Below are 19647 nucleotides of genomic sequence, written 5' to 3'. Positions count from 1 at the left end.
AGTTCTTCGGTACCAACCGACTCAAAAAAAAGGCTTATTCTAATACTCGCTTAAATCGTACTAAAAAGTCCTGAGCCTGTTCTTTAGTTAAACATAGTGGAGGTAACAAGCGGAATATATTTGTACCTGCTGAGCCGGTAAATACTTTTTCCTCAAATAAAAGCCTTCTACGCATATCTTTAATTGGTTCTTCAAATTCCATACCAATCATTAAGCCTCGTCCTCTAACTTCTTTTATCGAGGGTATTTTTTTCAATTCCTCAATCAGAAAATCCCCTACTTTCTTTGCATTTTCCACTAAATTTTCGGCCTTCATTATGTCAAGAACCGCAATTGCAGCAGCACATGCTAAATGGTTTCCTCCGAATGTAGTCCCCAATTGTCCGTATACAGCCTTAAACATAGGATGGATCAATACTCCCGACATAGGAAAACCATTGCCAATACCTTTAGCTACTGTAATAATATCTGCCTTTATATCAGCATATTGGTGCGCAAAAAATTTACCACTACGTCCATAACCCGATTGAATTTCATCCAGAATAAGCACAGTATCAGTATCAGTACACAGTTGGCGAAGTTCTTGCATAAAGTTATCATCGGGAATCTGAATTCCGCCAACACCTTGTATGCCTTCGATTATAACTGCACAAAACTCGTTTGTAACAAGAGCCTTTCTTACAGCATCAATATCATTGAACGGAACAAACAAAACATCCAATCCATCATTTACAGGAGCCTGATAACTTGGTATATCCGTAACCTTTACAGCGGCAGAAGTTCGTCCATGAAAAGCTTTATTGAAAGACAATACTTTTTTCCGATTGTTATAAAACGATGCCAATTTTAGTGCATTTTCATTTGCCTCAGCTCCCGAATTTATAAGGAATAACGAATAATCGTCATATCCACATTGTTCTCCCAGTTTTCGGGCTACCTCTTCTTGCAGCTTATTGATAATAGAATTTGAGTAAAAACCTATTTTATTCAGTTGTTCTGTTACTTTTTCCACATAATAAGGATGTGTATGCCCCACCGATATTACGGCATGACCTCCATACAAATCGAGGTACTCATTTCCTTTGTCGTCATAAACATAACATCCCTTACCTTTTTCTATATTTATATCGAATAATGGATATACATCAAATAATTTCATCTTATAATTCTTTTAAATATTTCATTATTGTTTGTCCTGCAACATCCCAGTTCAGACGTGTTTTATAATCATTAAATGCATATAACGACATATCCTCATATCGCTTTTTATCAGAGAATATACTATATATTCTTTTTGCATATTCCTCGATTGAAGCACCGACCTGCAATAGAGCACCATTTTCTCCGTCTTTTATTATTGTAGGGATACCTCCCGTGTTAGAGGATATACAAGGGACACCAAAAGCCATAGATTCACAAAAAACCACCCCATACGCTTCTGCCCTTGACGGAACAAATAAGAAGTGGCTTTGCTGAATCAAATTTTCAATTCGTTCAACACCCTCTGGTATAGACTTACTTATACGCCCATGATTTATAATGTAAACAGGCAGCTCATCCACAACAGGTAAGTTATCGATTCCAACAAGATGCAGTTCTGTAGGTTGTTTCAGAACTTCATTCAAATATTTCACAGTTTCAACAACTATATCGCCCCCTTTTCGTTCCCACTCTACCGCCAAGAAAAGTATTTTGCAAACGTCATTATTATTACGCAGTGTAACAATGTTTTTTACATCTTCGTAAGAAAGGTTTAAATTTACATTTGCTCCAAAAGGAACAACTTTCACTTTGTCCGGATTGGCTCCATAATCATTTATTGCGCTTTGAGCCGCCCAATCCGACGAATAGAAGGCAAGGTTACTACTATTTATGGCTTGTCGTTCCATCTTCATACCTTCTTTATAGGTCTGTTGGCTAAGGTTGTCAAACCAATCGTAATAACCAATCATCGAAGCAAAAGTTGCATCTGTATAAAAAGCCTTTGGTTTTCCTGCATCCAGATAAGCAATAGACTCGGTACTGGCTGAAAATATAATATCTGTCGGAGATTTCAGTTGAGCCACAATCTGATTAGCATATGCCTTCCCAACTTCGGGCGAACGTTTTACCCAGTATTTTTTACTACGTCCAAACAAACGCATTTTTATTTTTACCGGAAAACTCAATATATCTTTTAACCCTGCAATACAATCCAAATCAGCCCCTTGTTGTTCAAGAGACTTCAGAATATAATATTCGGTACCTGACCAATTATTAATATTAATATCAGGAAATTTGGATATAAAGGTAATATTCATTTCAAGTTATCTTCTATTGTGCTCAAGAACTTAGTAATATAATTGTCCCACGTAAAATCTTTTACTTTATCATATGCATTTAAGGCCATCAATTCATAATTTGGGCTTTCTAATACCTGTTCTACAATATTGTATAAATCTATATTCTCGTTATGTGTATAATAAACCCCAAAATCAATATTTTCTCCAAATGTTTCAACAAACTCTTTATAATGGGTAACGATAACCGGCGTATAAAAATACATAGCTTCTAATGTTGCCGAAAAAGCACCCCATTTGGGTGTTGTATTTATAAAAACAGTTGCTTCCTTCAATAATTTATAAAAAAGCTCTTTGTCTTTACTTTTCCCTTTATCCAGATATCCATGACATAAAACACCCGATGGTAAACTATTAAAATTGCTTTCTGACATACCTATTATGTCAAGTTTTAATTCTGGATACGCTTTTCTTAATCTGGAGAAACACTCTATAAGTTGTAATGCCCCCTCTTTATAATCCGGTTTCCCAACAAACAACAATCGCTTATTCTCTTTGTTCTTATTTATGTTTATACCAACAGGTAACTCTAGAGAGTTTATCACATTCCCTAAGTAATAAATATTTTCATTATTATATACCGATTTCATTTTTTGATATACACCGGGAAATAGAACAAAAATCATGTTAGAGTTCTCTATACAACTATTTTCCCTTAGTAATACTTTCTTTTCGAAATAATCTGGTTCGCGACCTTTAAAATGCGTGATGTAATGGTCATAAGTCCAATCTCCAAATAAAACAACCGGTTTTTTCGATACCTTATAAGAAGAAAAAGAGAATGTCATAAATAAATTAATATCAGCATCTGGGAATCTTCTTTCTGCTTTTTTTATTTTCCTTGCTACTGTTCTGTCATAGATCTTAGAGCGAAAATAAGTATACGATGTCCCTTTTTTACATGCTTTCAGAATACGTAAAAAAGTGTGTCTATATAAAAAATCGATAAAAGAAGAATGGGCTATATTTATGCGATTCACTTTAATGTCTTTTGCGAGTAACCCCTCTGCAAAAAAATAAGGAACATTTGAGAAAACCTTCAAGTCGGAAGAATCTCCTGTCGTAAACATATTTATTTCCTTTATCTTAATCATACTTATTTAAAAAGCATTCGCTTTCAATTTAAGCCCTGTCGTTTCGTCCAAATCAAAAATAAGATTCATATTTTGTACTGCCTGCCCCGACGCACCTTTGAGCAAATTATCGATACAAGATAGAATTAGCAATTTATTACCATGTTTCTCGATATGTAAGATACACTTATTTGTATTCACAACCTGTTTCAAATCGATATTCTTTTCGGAAACAAAAGTAAAAGGTTCATCTTTATAAAAATCGTTATATAATTTATATGCCTCTTGTTCTGTTCCGTTATAGTCAAGATATATGCTGGCAAAGATACCTCTGGTAAAATTACCTCGAACAGGTATAAAATTAATTTCGGACTCGAAATTTGGCTGCAACTGCGCCAAAGATTGTTTTATTTCGGTCAAATGCTGATGTCCAAACGCCTTATACACCGAAATATTATTCTCGCGCCAGCTAAAATGAGATGTAGCCGATGGCTTTACACCTGCACCTGTTGAACCTGTTATAGCACTTACATGAATCTCCGAATTTAATAATCCTGCTTTTGCCAACGGCAATAAAGCCATTTGGATAGCTGTTGCAAAGCATCCGGGATTTGCAATATGTTTTGCTTTTTTAATGTCCTCTTTGTTCAACTCCGGAAGACCGTAGATAAAATCATTACCTTCGGCTTTATGCCTGTAGTCGGTCGATAAGTCAACTATTTTAAGATTATCGGGAACATTATTCGATTCTAAAAACTTCTTCGTATCGCCATGAGCTGAGCAGAAAAACAGCACATCTATCTTTTCGTACGGTAACTGGTCGGTAAATAGCATATCGGTTTCGCCTAACAACCCACCATGTACATCTGTCATTTTATTACCTGCATTACTTGTACTGTTAACAAAAACCAACTCCACCTGCGGATGGTTTAATAATATTCTTATCAGTTCTCCGGCCGTATAGCCTGCACCACCTATAATACCAGCTTTTATCATTTAATATTGTTTTATCTAAACCAATTATTTTCCGTTCTTTTTCTGTACGCTATGGAATATCTTATTGGTCATAGCATATATTTTAGTGAATCCTTTGGCATCGTCCGAAGTCCAAGCTTTATTTACTTCACCATATTCTCCGAAGTCGGCTTTCATTAAATCAAAATCGCTTTCTATACCCACCAATACATATCTGTATGGATGTAATTCAATAATAACACGTCCTGTAACATTGTCTTGCGAATTACTAAGGAAAGCCTCAATATCCCTCATAACGGGATCTAAATATTGAGCCTCGTGAAGGAACATACCATACCAATTACCCAATTGCTCTTTCCAATATTGTTGCCATTTGGTTAATGTATGTTTTTCGAGCATTTTATGAGCATTTATTATAACTATCGGAGCAGCAGCTTCAAAGCCCACACGCCCTTTTATACCTATAATAGTATCTCCAATATGCATATCGCGCCCAATAGCATAACGCGATGTTATAGCTTCAATTTTTTGTATAGCTTTTACTTTATTGGCAAACCTTTCGCCGTTTACGGCTGCAATTTCTCCTTGTTCGAAATCAATAGTCAGGGTTTCTTGTCCATTCTCTTGCAATTGCGAAGGATATGCCTTTTCGGGTAAAGTTTGCTCCGATTTCAAAGTCTCCTTCCCCCCTATACTTGTTCCCCAAAGCCCTTTATTTATAGAGTATTCCATTTTTACAAAATCGGCTTCGTAACCATGTTCTTTCAGGTAATTTATCTCGTACTCACGGGTAAGAATCATATCGCGAGTTGGCGTAATTACCTCTATTTCGGGAGCAAGCACATCGAACGTTAAATCGAAACGAACCTGATCGTTACCTGCTCCGGTACTTCCATGCGCTACGGCATCGGCTCCAATCTCTTTTGCATAATTGATAATTGCCATTGCCTGAAATATACGCTCCGAACTAACTGATATAGGATATGTTCCGTTGCGAAGTACGTTCCCGAATATCATGTATTTAATGCTCTTTTCATAATATTCTTGTGTTACATCCAATGCTATATGTTTTACGGCTCCTAAATCGTAAGCACGTTTTTCGATATTTTTTAATTCTTCGGTCGAAAAACCACCCGTATTTGCTACTGCTGTGTATACATCATATCCTTTTTCTTCGGAAAGATACTTTACACAAAACGAAGTGTCTAGTCCTCCACTGAATGCCAATACTACTTTCTTTTTCATTATATTTTATCTTTTAATTTTTCTATCAAATCTTTTATTTCAGGCTTATCTTCATGCGTTTTCGGATCGTATAACATTGCTGTACAAATACAATACATCCGATTTGTGCGTTGCAGTATATCTACATTCTTACAACCATTACAACCACGCCAAAAAGCCTCATCGTCGGTCAATTGAGCAAAAGTAACAGGCTCGTACCCTAACTCGGTATTTATCCTCATTACAGCTGCACCCGAAGTTAACCCAAATATTTTAGCATCGGGAAACATTGTCCGACAAAGGGCAAATGCCATTTGTTTTATACGTTTAGCTAAGCCATGCTTACGGTAACTATCTACAACTATAAGTCCCGAGTTAGCTACAAATTGTTTATTTCCCCACGACTCGACATAACAAAAACCAGCAAACCTATCGTCATCCAAAGCTATAATAGCTTTTCCCTCGCGCATTTTTTGTTCAACATATTCGGGCGAGCGCTTTGCAATACCAGTGCCACGTACTTTAGCGGCATCCTCGATAGTTTGTAAAATTTCAGGAACATACTTTATATGCTCTTCTCCTGCTATTATAATTTTTATATTATCTTCCATTTTATTTACGAACCTATAACATAAAACCCGATAAAACTTTTAATACCTGTTCACGGGCAACCCCTTCTCTTATCACTAATAAAATAGTATCGTCTCCGGCAACAGTACCTATTATTTCCGACTTTATACTCGAATCAATCTCGGCTGCTATACCCTGAGCATATCCGGGAGGTGTTTTTACGACTGCCAGATTACCAGAGAATTTAATACCTAAAAGTTTCAGAGTTGCTAAACCTCTTGTATCTGACTGATTATTAGCCGGAGTTGTATCACTCAGTTGATATATATAATGTCCCAAGTCGGTAGGCACTTTTACCACCCTAAGCTCCTTTAAGTCTCTCGATAAAGTTGCCTGAGTAAGATCGAATCCTTTTTTCTGCAACACAACAAGTAAATCTTCCTGACACTCAATTTTGTGAGTCTGGATAATTTCCATTATTGCTTTTTGCCTGTTCTTCTTTACCATGCGAATAAATATACAAATAAAATGCAAATTTATACATAATATTTGTATATACAAACACTATAAAACACAAATTGGTAGTATTTATTGAAACTTTATGCACCTAGATGCTTTATACGTTGTAATAACGTAGGGTGCGAATAGTAGAAAAACACATATAAATCATCCGGATTTAAATTACTTAACGAGTCGACCGACAATTTTTTCAATCCACCGACTAAGCCATCCGACAATCCGAAGTTTGCAGCAAAAGTATCCGCTTCGTATTCGTTCTTGCGACTCAAAACGTTCGTAAATAGACCTAATACCAGCGAAATAGGCGTAAATAAAATAGAAAATGCAATTATGCCTAAATGAAATGAAGTATACGAACCACCCAAAGCTTCGGCTAATGGCTGACTATTTAAAAACAACGACAAAATAAACAACATTGCACCTGTATAAAACACCGATATTATCATCTGCTTAACAATATGCTTCTTTTTATAATGCCCTATTTCGTGGGCTAACACTGCAACTATTTCTTCTGTTGTTAAATCTTTGATAAGTGTATCGAATAATACAATCCGCTTTTTACTGCCAAAGCCTGTAAAATAAGCATTTCCTTTAGTCGAACGCTTCGATGCGTCCATCACATATATATTTTTAAGCGAAAAATCGGCTCTCTTCGCAAATTCCTCAATAGCTTTTCTCAATTCTCCATCTTCTAAAGGAGACTGTTTATTGAATAAAGGGACTATAATATCAGAATATAAAAAAGTCATTACTAATGAGAAGACTGTAATGGCTCCCCATGCATAAAGCCACCAATATTCGCCCAGATTTCCAAATATCCACAATATCAGAGTCAATATTCCTCCACCTAAAACAATTGTAAGAAGAAGCCCCTTCAATTGATCGAACCAAAATGTTTTCAGGCTCGATTTATTGAATCCAAACTTTTCTTCTATCACAAACGTGGAATAATACTCAAAAGGAAGCGATACTATTTCGTTTATCACATACACAACGCCTACAAATGCAAGGGTCAATAACATTGGGCTTTCGATATAACCCCTCAAATAATTATCGAGCCACCCGAATAGCCCGAAAGATAAAACAACCAGAATTATAATAAACGACAATAAACTCGTATAAATACCAAAACGGCTATTCTCTTTTTGATATGCTTGCTGACAATTATATTTTTCCTGATCGTATATTCCTTTCAGCTTCTCAGGAATTATAGGTGTCATCAACTTTCTGTTGCGATAGGCTAAATATTGTGTCCATCCAAAATCGAGAACAACAATAAGTATAATAATATAGTATAGCATAAATGTAATTATTTACTGTTCAATGTAATTATCGGGTGTATAAGTAACCCGTGCAAAATTTTTAATCAATTGTTCATCTTCGAGCACTTCACCCCCTTTAAACTTCAGAATTTTTTTACGCCAGATTTCATTCTTTCGAAAAAAATCGTCTCCAATTTTCAGAAATTGATGATCTTTTTCATAAACGTGATACGCATAATCTAATTCGGTATCAATTCTTAACTCTCCTTCGAGGCATTTATCTGTCAACCACAAGTTTAATTGAAAAGTATGAGGAGTATTATTTGCAAACTGATAATCTCGGTAATTATAAAAAACAGTAGCTCCGCTACCAAAAGGCAATACTCGTCCGTCGTCAGGAAACGGATCGAATGAATGATGATAACGTTCTTTTATTGTTAAAGGGCTATGCATTACAAGCCAATGAATTAGATTGGATATCTGGCATAAACCGCCACCTATTCCCGGTTTAGCTTTACCAAAAGACAATTCCATTCCTTCAAGAAATCCTCGCCTGCGAGTAGGTAAACCCACCAAACGACAAAAAGAAAAGACTTCGCCCGGTTTTATTATCAGCCCATCAATCTCGGCAATAGCTATTCGCAAATTTGTTACCTTATTTATCTGCAACTGCATGTCGCTTTCGCCTAATTTTTTTAATAAAACCGATTGATGCTTCTTTACCCTGAAAGGTAGTTTATGAGGCATGCGTTTAAGTGAGTATTTATTTCCGTCGAAGTGCCAGTCAAAGTATCTTCTTATTCGCCTTAACCATACGGCGATAAAATACAGTACAGGATGACGTTGACTTAATAATTTGCGTTTAGGTTTTGGCATATAAACAAAAAAAGAATGCCCGAAGATAGGAATTCTTTTGCAAACTTATAACATTAAAACTATAGAGTATAATTACCGAATTAACCTTTATCCACTAACACAAGCGCACGTAGCAAACTCTTTTACACTAAACTTCGAATATCCATTGGTAAAAACCTTTAAACGTTCCCACCAAGCCTATAAGAATAAGTATAAGCCCCAATATTCGGTTAAAAACAGACAAACCACGCAAATTAAAACGTCCGCGCAACCTGTCAACAATATAAGATATAAGAATCCACCACAGCACAGCTCCTATTCCTATCGCTATTATCCCCACAGGTAAAGGAGCCTCCGACGAAACAAAGTTGAAACGCGCAAATAATGCTATGTAGAAAAAAAGTATTCCGATATTAGACAGATTCAGAAAAAAAGAAGAAAGAAAATCTTTCCATACAGGTTCTTTTGTATGATTCTGTTTTTTTAATTTTCGTGCAGGATTTGAGTTAAATACCATATAACCCAAAATAAAAAGCACAAGACTTCCTATTACTATTAAGGGCTTTTCGTTTTCTTGTATAAAATCTATTATAAAACCCATCCCTACCCCTGCTATTACAGCAAAAAGAACATCGGACAACGAAGCTCCGAAACCCGTAGCCAACCCATGTTTTCGGCCATCATTCAACGTGCGCTGAACACACAACACGCCAATAGGCCCCATCGGTGCAGAAGTTAAAAAACCAATAAATAATCCCTTATATATAATTTCGAGCATAGAAAATTCGCTTCAGAAAAATGCATCAAATAAATAATGCAACAGACAAAGATAATACCTATTTTGCAATTTAACGAAAAGGCTTTCTAAAAAAAGCCTCTATTTTTCTATCTTAAATTAATTACCACTACTTTTTACATATACCCGTAAATTTACACCACTCGCAAGCTTTACCCGTTGTTGTTTGTGTAAACGGTATATTTGCGTTAAATATCTCGGTCAAACAATCGTCGAATAAACGAACAAATTCAGTCTGGTATTCCGAAAAATCATTAACCCGATACAAATCCCTTAACGAAGGTTTATATATAACATTAGGGTCGAAGCGCTCGTCAAACAAATTCCGCAAATAATAAATACCGGGTTCCAATATCTTTTCAGGATTTTCGAGCATATACAGATGAGCATACATAAACACCTGCATAACAGCCTTCGGACGATCTTTTGCTTCTTTATCGAATAAATGCTCTATGCTTTTAAACTGCAAGATGCCTCGCCCTGTTTTATAATCAATTATCCGGGTATGTCCTTTAATCTCATCAACCCTGTCGATAAAACCCTTTAACGAAACATTCAGCCCTGTGGGTAAAGTGTATACTTTTTCTAATCGCTTTTCCGACTCTATGTATTTAAAAGGCGTTAGCTTAGCATCGGTACTCAACACCCGCTTAACATACCTCTTTATAACTTCGCCTGTCAGGTAATTTTGACCTACCAATTTTCGGGCTTTCGACGGATCTATCTTGAAAAAATTCTTCGCAAAAGAGCGTTCTATCACTTCGGTCAGAAGTTTATTATCTTTAGCTATAGCTTGTAACAGGTCTGCTGTTATGAGTTGACCTTCGAACCGATCGTATAGCCATTCCATCACCGAATGAAATATACTGCCAAAAACATCGGCCTCAATAGTTTCCGATATTTCATCCTCTTGCTGAATACCCTCAACTACCGAAAAATAAAATTGCAACGGACAATCGAGGTAGGTATTAATAGCACTGGCCGACAAACTTCGTTCGCCACTACTAAAAGCCTTCATCTTTTCGAGAACCGAAGCATCTTTTTGCACTGCAATAGACAGACTCTCGGTTGACGAAACTTCGTATACAGCAAGCCTTTCGCGTATGTCGAACATATCGGCATAAATATGTTTCAATTGCAAAAAGTACCTGCTGACTTCGCCCGTTTGCAATCCCTCGGTACGGGTATCATATAGCAGATAAATACGCCTTGCCCTGTTTATCATCCGATAAAAGTGATATGAAAATATACTATCCTGATGTTCGTATGTGGGCAAGCCAAAACCTCTGCGCAAGTTGTAAGGAACGAACGAATTTGCAGCTTTCTTTTTCGGGAAAATACCTTCGTTCATCGATAGGATAATCAGATTTTCGAAATCAATTGCACGGGTTTCTAATACCCCCATAACCTGTAACCCCGAAAGTGGCTCGCCCGAAAAAGGAACACTTATATTTACAACCATTTTTTTTAACAGACGAAGATATGTTTCCACCAGCATATCGGCATGTACATGCTTCAATGCATCGTCCATTTTATTGATTGTTTTATAGTATTCTATAACAAATTCCCGTTCCATATCTGCCGATCGGGCATTTATTATTTCATCATCTTCATTCCTGTTTACAAATAACGATGTTTGCAATAAGGTTAGTATTTTCCTTAAATAATCAGGCACATCCGACCAACGTTCAACATACCTGAATATAAGATTTAGCAAGGGATGTACATGCAAATCGGAAGCCAAAACAATGGTTCTGTTATTCTGGTTAATCTCTAGCTTAATTCTTCGGGCTTCATCGCCCACAATGCCGACAATATATTTATGATTAAGGATAGGTAATACTGAACGATAATAAAAACCCAGATTACCATCTACATAACGGATATTACGTTGAACCTCGAATATAAGATTCATCAGACCCGATATAGACGAGTTACTAAGGCTGTACCCCATCGTTACATTAATTTTATCAATACCCTGAGGTATAGAGTATAACGTTGGTAACAGAAGATTTTCGTCAGGAAGTACCACAGCTGTATTAAGAGCATCTTCAGGCTTAGATATAACACCTTCGGTTATGAACGAATCGAGTATGGTATGTACATATTTTGCCTGTCCCACCATCGATGGTATACCAATAACTTCGACCACAGGTTTTTCGAAAGTTTGTTCCTCCGGATCTAACGATAATTTACCGGGAAATTGCTGCCTGTTCTTATCGATAAAGAATGAAGCTTTATTGAATGGATCTTTTACTAAAGGAGACGAATAATCCCAATAAAAATCGGCAACACCTATTCGGGCTAAATGCTTCAATAACGTTTCTTCCGATTTGCTATGAGCATTTAATCCAACAAATACTAATTGTGAAAACGGCAATTTCAAATCATCGTTCGCTTTGGCTTTTTCGGCTACTTCCCGAAAAATCATCCCTTCGTATGCTAGACCCCTCGATGCCAGTACCGAGCGCAACGATGAGTACAGTTCGAAAAGAACCTCCCACATTTTCAGGAAATCTTTTTTACTTTCGCTATCATTCAATGGTAAAAAATTATTCCAAAACCTACGAATAGCAGCTATTTGCTCATCTGTCAGATATGTAAATCCGGCATCTATTTCTTTCAGATCGTAAATATTTCTGAACAATTGCTCTGCATCAACCATGTATTTATCTACATCGTCAAAATCGTTCAGTATCATTTCGCCCCAAAATAAGAAATCGTCAAAGCTTTCGTCCGATTTACTGATACGAATATATTCGCCGTACAAAATAAAAAGCATTTCTATTCTGTCGGCTGTCTTATAACCGCTTAAAAGCGAAAACAAGTCGGATACGGTTAATATCGGAGGCGAAAAAACAGGCTGTTTAGCTATCTCTGCCAGGTATTTCTGAAAAAAAAGCCCGGCCCGACGATTAGGAAATACAAATGCATAATTACTAACATTATGTTTATGTGCTTTAAAAAAGGCATTGGCTACATTCTTCAGAAATGGGATCATCTATTATTTTTCTTTTTTACAAAGATAATTTACCTGACGGTAATTCGGATATTTTCGTGTAAATTTGTATTTTAAAATATTTATAACAAACTGAATGAAAGACTTTATTATATCGGAATCGAAAAATAAACGTACCGTATTAGTTGGGCTGATAACACAATATCAGACCGAAGAGCAAGTTAAAGAATATCTTGACGAACTTGCATTTTTGGCTGATACGGCAGGTATTGTTCCCGATAAATTTTTCACCCAAAAACTCGAATATCCTAATCCTGTAACTTTTGTTGGAACAGGTAAATTACAGGAAATAAAGGAGTATATGGAAGAAAACGAAATAGGGCTGGTTATATTCGACGACGAACTTTCGCCAAAGCAAATACGAAACATCGAGAAAGAGCTTCAGGTAAAGATACTCGACCGTACAAGCCTTATCCTCGATATATTTGCCATGCGAGCGCAAACGGCCTATGCTAAAACTCAGGTAGAACTGGCACAATACCAATACCTGCTACCGCGGCTTACCCGCATGTGGACTCACTTAGACAGGCAGCGAGGTGGAGGTACAATGATGCGTGGTGTTGGAGAAACCCAGCTGGAAAGTGACCGCCGGATTGTAGCTGACAAAATAGCCGACCTAAAAAAAGAACTGAAATCTATTGACCGTCAGATGACAGTTCAACGGAAAAACAGAGGAAAAATGGTACGTGTGGCATTGGTAGGATATACCAATGTTGGAAAATCTACACTCATGAATTTGCTAAGCAAATCGGAAGTATTTGCCGAAAACAAGCTTTTTGCCACACTCGACACTACTGTTCGTAAAGTGATAATAGAGAATTTGCCTTTTCTTTTGTCCGATACGGTAGGGTTTATACGTAAACTGCCTACACATTTGGTCGAATCGTTCAAATCTACACTAGACGAAGTGCGCGAAGCCGATTTACTTGTTCACGTAGTAGACATTTCGCACCCTAATTTTGAAGAACATATTGAAGTTGTTGAAAAAACCTTATTAGATATAGATGGGGAAGAAAAGCCAACTATTTTAGTGTTCAACAAAATAGATGCATTTTCGTATGTCAAGAAAGATGATGATGACCTGACTCCGGCAACCCGTGAAAACATATCGCTTGACGAACTTAAAAAAACATGGATGGCTAAGATGCGTAACAACTGCATTTTCATTTCGGCTAAGGATAAAACCAATATTAAAGAACTGAAAGAGTTGATATACGATAGAGTGAAGGAAATACATATCGAACGTTATCCTTACAACGACTTCCTGTTTCAGACATATTCGGAAGAAGACGAAGAATAACTTTTATTTATCTATATATTAAAGGCTAACGGTCATAAAAAACGTTATCCATTAAAGTTGTAGATAAAACAGAAAAAAACTGTCAGGTGTGTCAGGTTTTATCGGTTTACAGTTCTCAACCAACAGTAAACCAAAATAACTTAATGTTGTCAGATATGTCAGGTTTTATAAAAAAACACATTACAAGGCATTACAGCAGAGCTTTAATTCTACACAAGTAGAATTAATATATACATTAAGTTACTATAATCCGTTTAAAAACAATCGAAATGGGAACGAATACAAAATACAGAAAACTGACAGAACAAGAAATTGATGTGCTGCTACATAACAACTGTATTTGCACCGATTGGGATAATCTGGAAGTAGCAGATAATTTTTTGCCAGAATATGTAAAAAATACAACATTCTCGGGAAAAGTAAAGCTTGGCGTTTTTAATAAAGAGTTTGAATTTAAAGGCGGTATATCTAAACATTCGGGTATATTCAATGCATCTATACACAACTGTGTAATAGAGGATAATGTATTAATAACAAACATACACGGGTATATTGCTAATTACCATATTCACGAAGACTCTGTTATTGAGAACGTAGGAACAATAGTTGTAAACAAAAAAACATCTTTCGGAAATGGAACAATAGTCGCTGTTCTGGACGAAACGGGAGGACGAGAAGTTGCTATTTTCGACAAAATGTCGGCACACTTAGCTTACATATATACGTTATACCGCTACAAACCCGAACTAATAAAAAAAATAGATGGAATTATATATAATTACTCTCAAAATCAGTCTTCCGAAACAGGATATATCGGCAAAAATGCAATCGTCAGAAATACTCAACATATCGAAAATGTAAAAATTGGAAATTTTTGTCAGATTGAAGGAGCTTTAAGCCTTATAAACGGAAGCCTAAATAGCAATTCGTCTGCTTCTGTATATATCAGAAATGGGGTAATAGCAAAAGATTTTATTATATGCTCGGGAACAACCATCGACAACAATGCGATAATTAACCGTTGTTTCATTGGTCAGGCATGTAAATTAGGAAATGGGTTCACGGCTTCCGATTCGTTATTCTTTGCAAACAGTCAGGGCGAAAATGGCGAAGCCTGTTCAATATTCGCAGGTCCTTATACTGTCACACATCACAAATCCACTTTACTTATTGGCGGCATGTTTTCTTTCGCCAATATTGGATCAGGATCTAACCAAAGCAATCATGCTTATAAGTTAGGGCCAATACATCAGGGGATTGTTGAACGTGGAGGACGAACATCCAGTGGATCATACATGCTATGGCCTGCCCGAATAGGTGCATTTTCGTTGATTATGGGAAAACATTACAGCCACCCTGACACGTCATCATTACCTTTCTCCTATTTAATAGAGAACGAAGGAAAAACATATCTTGTCCCGGCTGTGAACCTTAAAACTGTAGGCACAGCCCGCGATGCACAAAAATGGCCTAAAAGAGATCTTCGGGAAGATGAAGATTTACTCGATTGTCTGAACCTTACATTATTAAACCCTTACTCTATAGGCAAAATATTAGAAGGCATCAATGTTTTAAGTCAGCTTCAGGAGAAAGAGGGTGTTAATACCCTGCAATATACCTATAACAACTGTATAATTACAAACTCTGCTCTTCAGAAAGGGCTACGGCTATACCGAATGGCTGTCGATAAATATTTCGGCGATATTTTGGTTCAACGCATACAGTCTGGAAGACCAGTAGCATCAGAATCAACACATTACCACTCAAATAATTGGCTCGACATATCGGGATTAATAGCACCAAAACCAGATATTGACAAGATTTTACAGGATATTGAAAAAGGTGAAGCAGCGGATATCAACGAAATCAACACACGCTTCGGTAAATTACACTCATTATTCAAAGAGATGGAATGGAAATGGGTTTGTAATATGTTATTTCAGTATTATGATTTAGACCAAAACACCCAAACCGAAAACCTTAAGAAAATACTGATATTATGGCGCGACTCATCAATTGAGTTAGACGAACTCATCTTTAAGGATGCGGAAAAAGAATTCAATAGCAGTGCAACTATAGGTTTTGGCGCAGACGGCACTGAAACAGACAAATCAAACGACATATTAGAAGTTCGGGGAAAAATTGAAGATAATACTTTTGTTTCCGATATCAAAAAACAAATAGACCAATATTGGGCAACATACAATGCTCTTATCGAAAGAATAAATAATTAAGAGAATAAATGAAACAAGACTGGAAACCCGGTACAATGATTTACCCGCTTCCCGCTGTAATGATAAGCTGTGGAAGCTCTCCCGAAGAATATAATATTATCACCGCCAGTTGGGTAGGCACAATATGCACAAATCCGCCAATGTGCTATATATCAATACGCCCCGAGCGCCACTCTTACAACATAATAAAACGTAATATGGAGTTTGTTATCAATATAACAACCGAAGAGCTGGCTCGCGAAACAGATTGGTGCGGTGTTCGTTCGGGAAAGGACTTCAATAAATTTAAAGAGATGAATCTGACTCCGGAAAAGGCAGCAATTGTTCAGGCTCCAATAATAAAAGAAAGCCCGTTAAATATAGAATGCCGCGTACGTGAAATAATAAGTCTCGGTTCGCATGATATGTTTATTGCCGATGTTGTAAATGTAAAAGCAGATGAGAAATTCATCAACCCCGAAACTGGTAAGTTCGAACTCGAAAAAGCGAAGTTACTATCCTATTCGCACGGACAATATTATGGACTGGGCGAGAATCTTGGACACTTCGGGTGGTCGGTAAAGAAAAAAGGAGAAAACTTATAAAGCTTCTCCTTATACTCTTTTACAAGTTATATCTTAACTTGGGTTACAAATGTAAGCCCATTATTATATCAGGGAACATACCCAATAATATATTAAGAGTAATTGCAATTACCGCCACAGCTTTGTATACTAAAGGCACAGGCAAATGTTCTGTCGATACGGGTTCTTTTGTAACCATCACATTACCAACTCCCAAATAGTAATATACTGCTATAACAGAGTTTACTATACCGAAAAACACCAATATAAGGTGGCTTGCCTGCGACATTTGTCCGAATACAAAGAACTTGGCAAAGAATCCCGCAAAGATAGGTATACCACTCAATGATAATAAGGCTCCTATCAATACCGCAGTTAATATCGGTTCGCGCTTTAGCAATCCGAAGAAGTTCTCTATATCTTCATTGTCTTTACCTTGACACACAGCTAGAATAACAGCAAAAGCTGCAATACCCGCCAAACTATATGCCGAAGCATAATACAACACCGCATTTGCCGATGTTTCTACAGCCAAAAATGTCATCATCATAAATCCGGCATGTGAGATACCTGAATATGCCATCATACGCTTGATATTTTTCTGTTTAATGGCTGTAATATTACCTACCAACATAGTAAGTATGGACAATACTACCAAAATTGTTTCGTATGCAGGAGTAATACCAACCGATAATATAGACATAAGCTTGAATAAAGCACCTATTGCAGCTACTTTAACCAAAGTACTCATTGTAGCTGTAACAAGCGTAGGAGATCCTTCGTACACATCCGGAGCCCAGAAATGGAAAGGAACAATAGATGCCTTAAACATCATACCCACCGTAACCATTACAAAACCAAGATTAAACCATACTGGAAGAGAATTTGCCTGAGATAAAGAGAATGTTGTTATCTCTGCCGAATCGAACGAACCCGTAGCACCATAAATAAGAGCAATTCCAAACATTATGAAACTCGACGCAAAAGCTCCCATGATAAAATACTTCATTCCGGCCTCATTGCTTCTTATATTCTTCGGCTCGCTCGACGCTAACACGTAAGCAGCTATAGATAAAACTTCGAGCCCGATAAAGAACACTACAAAATTACCAAAAGCAACCATAGCCACTGCTCCGGCAAGCATAAATACTTTAAGAGAAACATAATCGGCTATTTTCGTTATCTTATCCTGATAGAACTTAGCACTCATCGCTACAATGAAAATGGTCAGCAAAATAAACAGGATAGAAAAGGCTTGCGAAAACGAAGAAGTCGCTACCATATTATATTTATCAGCCCCCATCAATGGTTCACCTATACGAAACTCAACAAATGCGAAAACCAATATAGCTATCAGCCCCAAAAGTGTAACAGGAATAAGAATCTTTCTCAGATTAAGAATCTCTAATAAAAGGCAAATTATACCTAATCCCGAGATGGCTATTAATGTACTCATTATATCTTTAAATATTTTTATCTGTTAATATACATTACTATTTCCCCTATGCTTGACGACACTAAATCCGAAACAGGCTTAGTATAAACCCCAAAAAATAAGAGAACCAATACAATTATCGCAAACACTGTTATTTCGCATCTCGATAAATCTTTAATTGGCTGACTGTATGGTTCACCTAACATTACATGCTGAAACATACGCAACATAAAGAATGCTCCTAAAAATAAAGCAGTACCAATGAAAAGAGCATACCAAAGATTAACCTGATAAAGACCAAACATAATGGTAAACTCACCAACGAAATTAAATGTTAAAGGAATACCGATGGACGATAGCATACTCAAGAAGAATGCAACCGTAAACTTAGGCGAATAAGAGGAAAGCCCCCCTAACTCTGATATTTTAAGCTTATTTGTACGATTCTGTATCACATCTACAGCATAAAACAGCGATACAATACCGAAACCATGTGCTAAAATTAAAACTACTGCACCTTCGAGTCCATCAAAAGTTAATGCATAAGCTCCCGCAGCAACAAAGCCAACATGCGATAACGATGCATATGCCATAAATCGTTTCAGGTCATCCTGACGTAAAGCCATTATCGAACCGTAAACAACACCTATAATACATAACACAAGAATTATCGACCTAAACTCTTGCGATGCATACGGAGTTACAGGTAATTGCCAACGCATTACACTATATGCTCCCATTTTTGACATTAGCCCTGCAAGCATCATAGTTCCTATAGCCGGAGCCTTTTGATAAACATTAGCTTGCCATGTATGAAAAGGGAAAATAGGTATTTTAATGGCATAAGCCAGAAAGAATGCAAAAAATATCCAAATCTGCTCGGTATGGGAAAGATTAGCATTATAAAAAGCTTCTAACTGAAAACTACCTGTTTTGGTATACATATATATAATAGCCCCCATCATGAAAAGAGAACCTGCAAATGTAAACAGGAAGAATGTCATAGCTGCTTTGCGCCGCTTTACAATCTCATCGTTACCCCACAATACAATGATAAAGTAAATAGGAATAAGAGACATTTCCCAAAACACATAATAAAGAAGCGCATCACTACTCAAAAACACGCCTGTCATAGAAAAACCCATGAACATAACAAGGCTATAAAGCAATTTAGCATTTTTAAATTTCCTGCTATGCGATGCTAATATTATAATAGGCAGAAGAATTGTTGTAAGCAAAACCATGGCTATTGCAAGCCCATCAGCTTTAAGCGAAAAGGAAACATTAGGATTGCTGATCCAATCGATACTAAATGATGTTCCCAATGCTCCATAATTCAGATACAAAACAATAGAAAAGGCGGCAGCAAGCGTACTAAATAATATAGCAACCTTCGAAGCTAGTTTATTTCCTGAAAAATAAGTAACAAATGTACCTGCCAGTAAAATGATTAATATAATAACGATATTCATACTACTCTATA

16 protein-coding genes are annotated in these 19647 nt (G+C 36.7%); 3 read left to right on the top strand and 13 right to left on the bottom strand.

Annotated features, from left to right (window positions below):
• Positions 1–34: 34 nt before the first annotated feature.
• The 11 genes from D0T53_RS09970 to D0T53_RS09920 all read right to left on the bottom strand — a co-directional run bounded on the left by D0T53_RS09970 (position 35) and on the right by D0T53_RS09920 (position 12614).
• The gene (locus tag D0T53_RS09970) at positions 35–1159 is read right to left on the bottom strand and encodes an aspartate aminotransferase family protein (RefSeq protein ID WP_163267452.1); all 1125 of its coding nucleotides are present in this window, start codon (positions 1157–1159) and stop codon (positions 35–37) included.
• A gap of 1 nt (position 1160) precedes the next feature.
• Positions 1161–2300: a glycosyltransferase family 4 protein gene (locus tag D0T53_RS09965; RefSeq protein WP_163267450.1), complete on the bottom strand. Its 1140-nt coding sequence runs from the start codon at positions 2298–2300 to the stop codon at positions 1161–1163.
• Positions 2297–3433 carry a glycosyltransferase gene (locus D0T53_RS09960; protein ID WP_163267448.1) on the bottom strand — a complete coding sequence of 379 codons (1137 nt, stop codon included), beginning with the start codon at positions 3431–3433 and terminating at the stop codon, positions 2297–2299. The genes D0T53_RS09965 and D0T53_RS09960 overlap by 4 nt, the downstream gene beginning before the upstream one ends.
• Positions 3434–3439: 6 nt before the next feature.
• Complete coding sequence (argC, locus tag D0T53_RS09955; RefSeq protein ID WP_163267445.1) at positions 3440–4408, bottom strand: N-acetyl-gamma-glutamyl-phosphate reductase; 969 nt, start codon at positions 4406–4408, stop codon at positions 3440–3442.
• A gap of 24 nt (positions 4409–4432) precedes the next feature.
• On the bottom strand, positions 4433–5632 hold the full coding sequence (locus tag D0T53_RS09950) for an argininosuccinate synthase (RefSeq protein WP_163267443.1): 1200 nt from the start codon (positions 5630–5632) through the stop codon (positions 4433–4435).
• A complete protein-coding gene (locus tag D0T53_RS09945; RefSeq protein ID WP_163267441.1) occupies positions 5632–6222 on the bottom strand; it encodes a GNAT family N-acetyltransferase in 591 nt (196 codons plus the stop codon). Before D0T53_RS09945 ends, D0T53_RS09950 begins: the two co-directional genes overlap by 1 nt.
• A 13-nt stretch (positions 6223–6235) precedes the next feature.
• Positions 6236–6688, bottom strand: coding sequence for an arginine repressor (gene argR, locus D0T53_RS09940; RefSeq protein WP_163267439.1), 453 nt, complete (start codon positions 6686–6688; stop codon positions 6236–6238).
• Positions 6689–6780: 92 nt separating this feature from the next.
• A complete protein-coding gene (locus D0T53_RS09935; protein ID WP_163267437.1) occupies positions 6781–8001 on the bottom strand; it encodes a M48 family metallopeptidase in 1221 nt (406 codons plus the stop codon).
• 12 nt (positions 8002–8013) lie between these two features.
• The gene (locus tag D0T53_RS09930) at positions 8014–8838 is read right to left on the bottom strand and encodes a VanW family protein (protein WP_163267435.1); all 825 of its coding nucleotides are present in this window, start codon (positions 8836–8838) and stop codon (positions 8014–8016) included.
• A gap of 127 nt (positions 8839–8965) precedes the next feature.
• Entirely contained in the window at positions 8966–9595 is a 630-nt protein-coding gene (locus D0T53_RS09925) for a LysE family translocator (protein ID WP_163267432.1), read from the bottom strand.
• Positions 9596–9722: 127 nt separating this feature from the next.
• Entirely contained in the window at positions 9723–12614 is a 2892-nt protein-coding gene (locus D0T53_RS09920) for a PD-(D/E)XK nuclease family protein (protein ID WP_163267430.1), read from the bottom strand.
• Between the two features lie 94 nt (positions 12615–12708).
• Here D0T53_RS09920 and hflX point away from each other — a divergent pair, with 94 nt between their 5' ends.
• The 3 genes from hflX (at position 12709) to D0T53_RS09905 (ending at position 16750) form a co-directional block, all read left to right on the top strand.
• Complete coding sequence (hflX, locus tag D0T53_RS09915; protein WP_163267428.1) at positions 12709–13932, top strand: GTPase HflX; 1224 nt, start codon at positions 12709–12711, stop codon at positions 13930–13932.
• 269 nt (positions 13933–14201) lie between these two features.
• Entirely contained in the window at positions 14202–16166 is a 1965-nt protein-coding gene (locus tag D0T53_RS09910; RefSeq protein WP_163267426.1) for a DUF4954 family protein, read from the top strand.
• Between the two features lie 8 nt (positions 16167–16174).
• Positions 16175–16750, top strand: a complete 576-nt coding sequence (locus D0T53_RS09905; RefSeq protein ID WP_163267424.1) for a flavin reductase family protein — start codon at positions 16175–16177, stop codon at positions 16748–16750.
• Between the two features lie 43 nt (positions 16751–16793).
• Here the strand turns inward: D0T53_RS09905 and D0T53_RS09900 are convergent, their stop codons facing one another.
• Together D0T53_RS09900 and D0T53_RS09895 are read right to left on the bottom strand one after the other, a co-directional pair.
• Complete coding sequence (locus D0T53_RS09900; protein ID WP_163267422.1) at positions 16794–18185, bottom strand: NADH-quinone oxidoreductase subunit N; 1392 nt, start codon at positions 18183–18185, stop codon at positions 16794–16796.
• Between the two features lie 17 nt (positions 18186–18202).
• The gene (locus tag D0T53_RS09895; RefSeq protein WP_163267420.1) at positions 18203–19636 is read right to left on the bottom strand and encodes a NuoM family protein; all 1434 of its coding nucleotides are present in this window, start codon (positions 19634–19636) and stop codon (positions 18203–18205) included.
• Positions 19637–19647 lie beyond the last annotated feature (11 nt).

Origin of the sequence: Dysgonomonas sp. 216 (assembly GCF_010501065.1) — a bacterium.
Lineage (GTDB): Bacteria > Bacteroidota > Bacteroidia > Bacteroidales > Dysgonomonadaceae > QVMM01.
The sequence above is the reverse complement of the archived record's forward strand: the minus strand, read 5'-3'. Positions and strand labels throughout refer to the sequence as shown.

Bases quoted from the DNA above. Each gene is read 5' to 3' on its own strand.
- D0T53_RS09970 (WP_163267452.1), bottom strand. From the start codon at position 1,159: ATGAAATTATTTGATGTATATCCATTATTCGATATAAATATAGAAAAA.
- D0T53_RS09965 (WP_163267450.1), bottom strand. From the start codon at position 2,300: ATGAATATTACCTTTATATCCAAATTTCCTGATATTAATATTAATAAT.
- D0T53_RS09960 (WP_163267448.1), bottom strand. From the start codon at position 3,433: ATGATTAAGATAAAGGAAATAAATATGTTTACGACAGGAGATTCTTCC.
- argC (WP_163267445.1), bottom strand. From the start codon at position 4,408: ATGATAAAAGCTGGTATTATAGGTGGTGCAGGCTATACGGCCGGAGAA.
- D0T53_RS09950 (WP_163267443.1), bottom strand. From the start codon at position 5,632: ATGAAAAAGAAAGTAGTATTGGCATTCAGTGGAGGACTAGACACTTCG.
- D0T53_RS09945 (WP_163267441.1), bottom strand. From the start codon at position 6,222: ATGGAAGATAATATAAAAATTATAATAGCAGGAGAAGAGCATATAAAG.
- argR (WP_163267439.1), bottom strand. From the start codon at position 6,688: ATGGTAAAGAAGAACAGGCAAAAAGCAATAATGGAAATTATCCAGACT.
- D0T53_RS09935 (WP_163267437.1), bottom strand. From the start codon at position 8,001: ATGCTATACTATATTATTATACTTATTGTTGTTCTCGATTTTGGATGG.
- D0T53_RS09930 (WP_163267435.1), bottom strand. From the start codon at position 8,838: ATGCCAAAACCTAAACGCAAATTATTAAGTCAACGTCATCCTGTACTG.
- D0T53_RS09925 (WP_163267432.1), bottom strand. From the start codon at position 9,595: ATGCTCGAAATTATATATAAGGGATTATTTATTGGTTTTTTAACTTCT.
- D0T53_RS09920 (WP_163267430.1), bottom strand. From the start codon at position 12,614: ATGATCCCATTTCTGAAGAATGTAGCCAATGCCTTTTTTAAAGCACAT.
- hflX (WP_163267428.1), top strand. From the start codon at position 12,709: ATGAAAGACTTTATTATATCGGAATCGAAAAATAAACGTACCGTATTA.
- D0T53_RS09910 (WP_163267426.1), top strand. From the start codon at position 14,202: ATGGGAACGAATACAAAATACAGAAAACTGACAGAACAAGAAATTGAT.
- D0T53_RS09905 (WP_163267424.1), top strand. From the start codon at position 16,175: ATGAAACAAGACTGGAAACCCGGTACAATGATTTACCCGCTTCCCGCT.
- D0T53_RS09900 (WP_163267422.1), bottom strand. From the start codon at position 18,185: ATGAGTACATTAATAGCCATCTCGGGATTAGGTATAATTTGCCTTTTA.
- D0T53_RS09895 (WP_163267420.1), bottom strand. From the start codon at position 19,636: ATGAATATCGTTATTATATTAATCATTTTACTGGCAGGTACATTTGTT.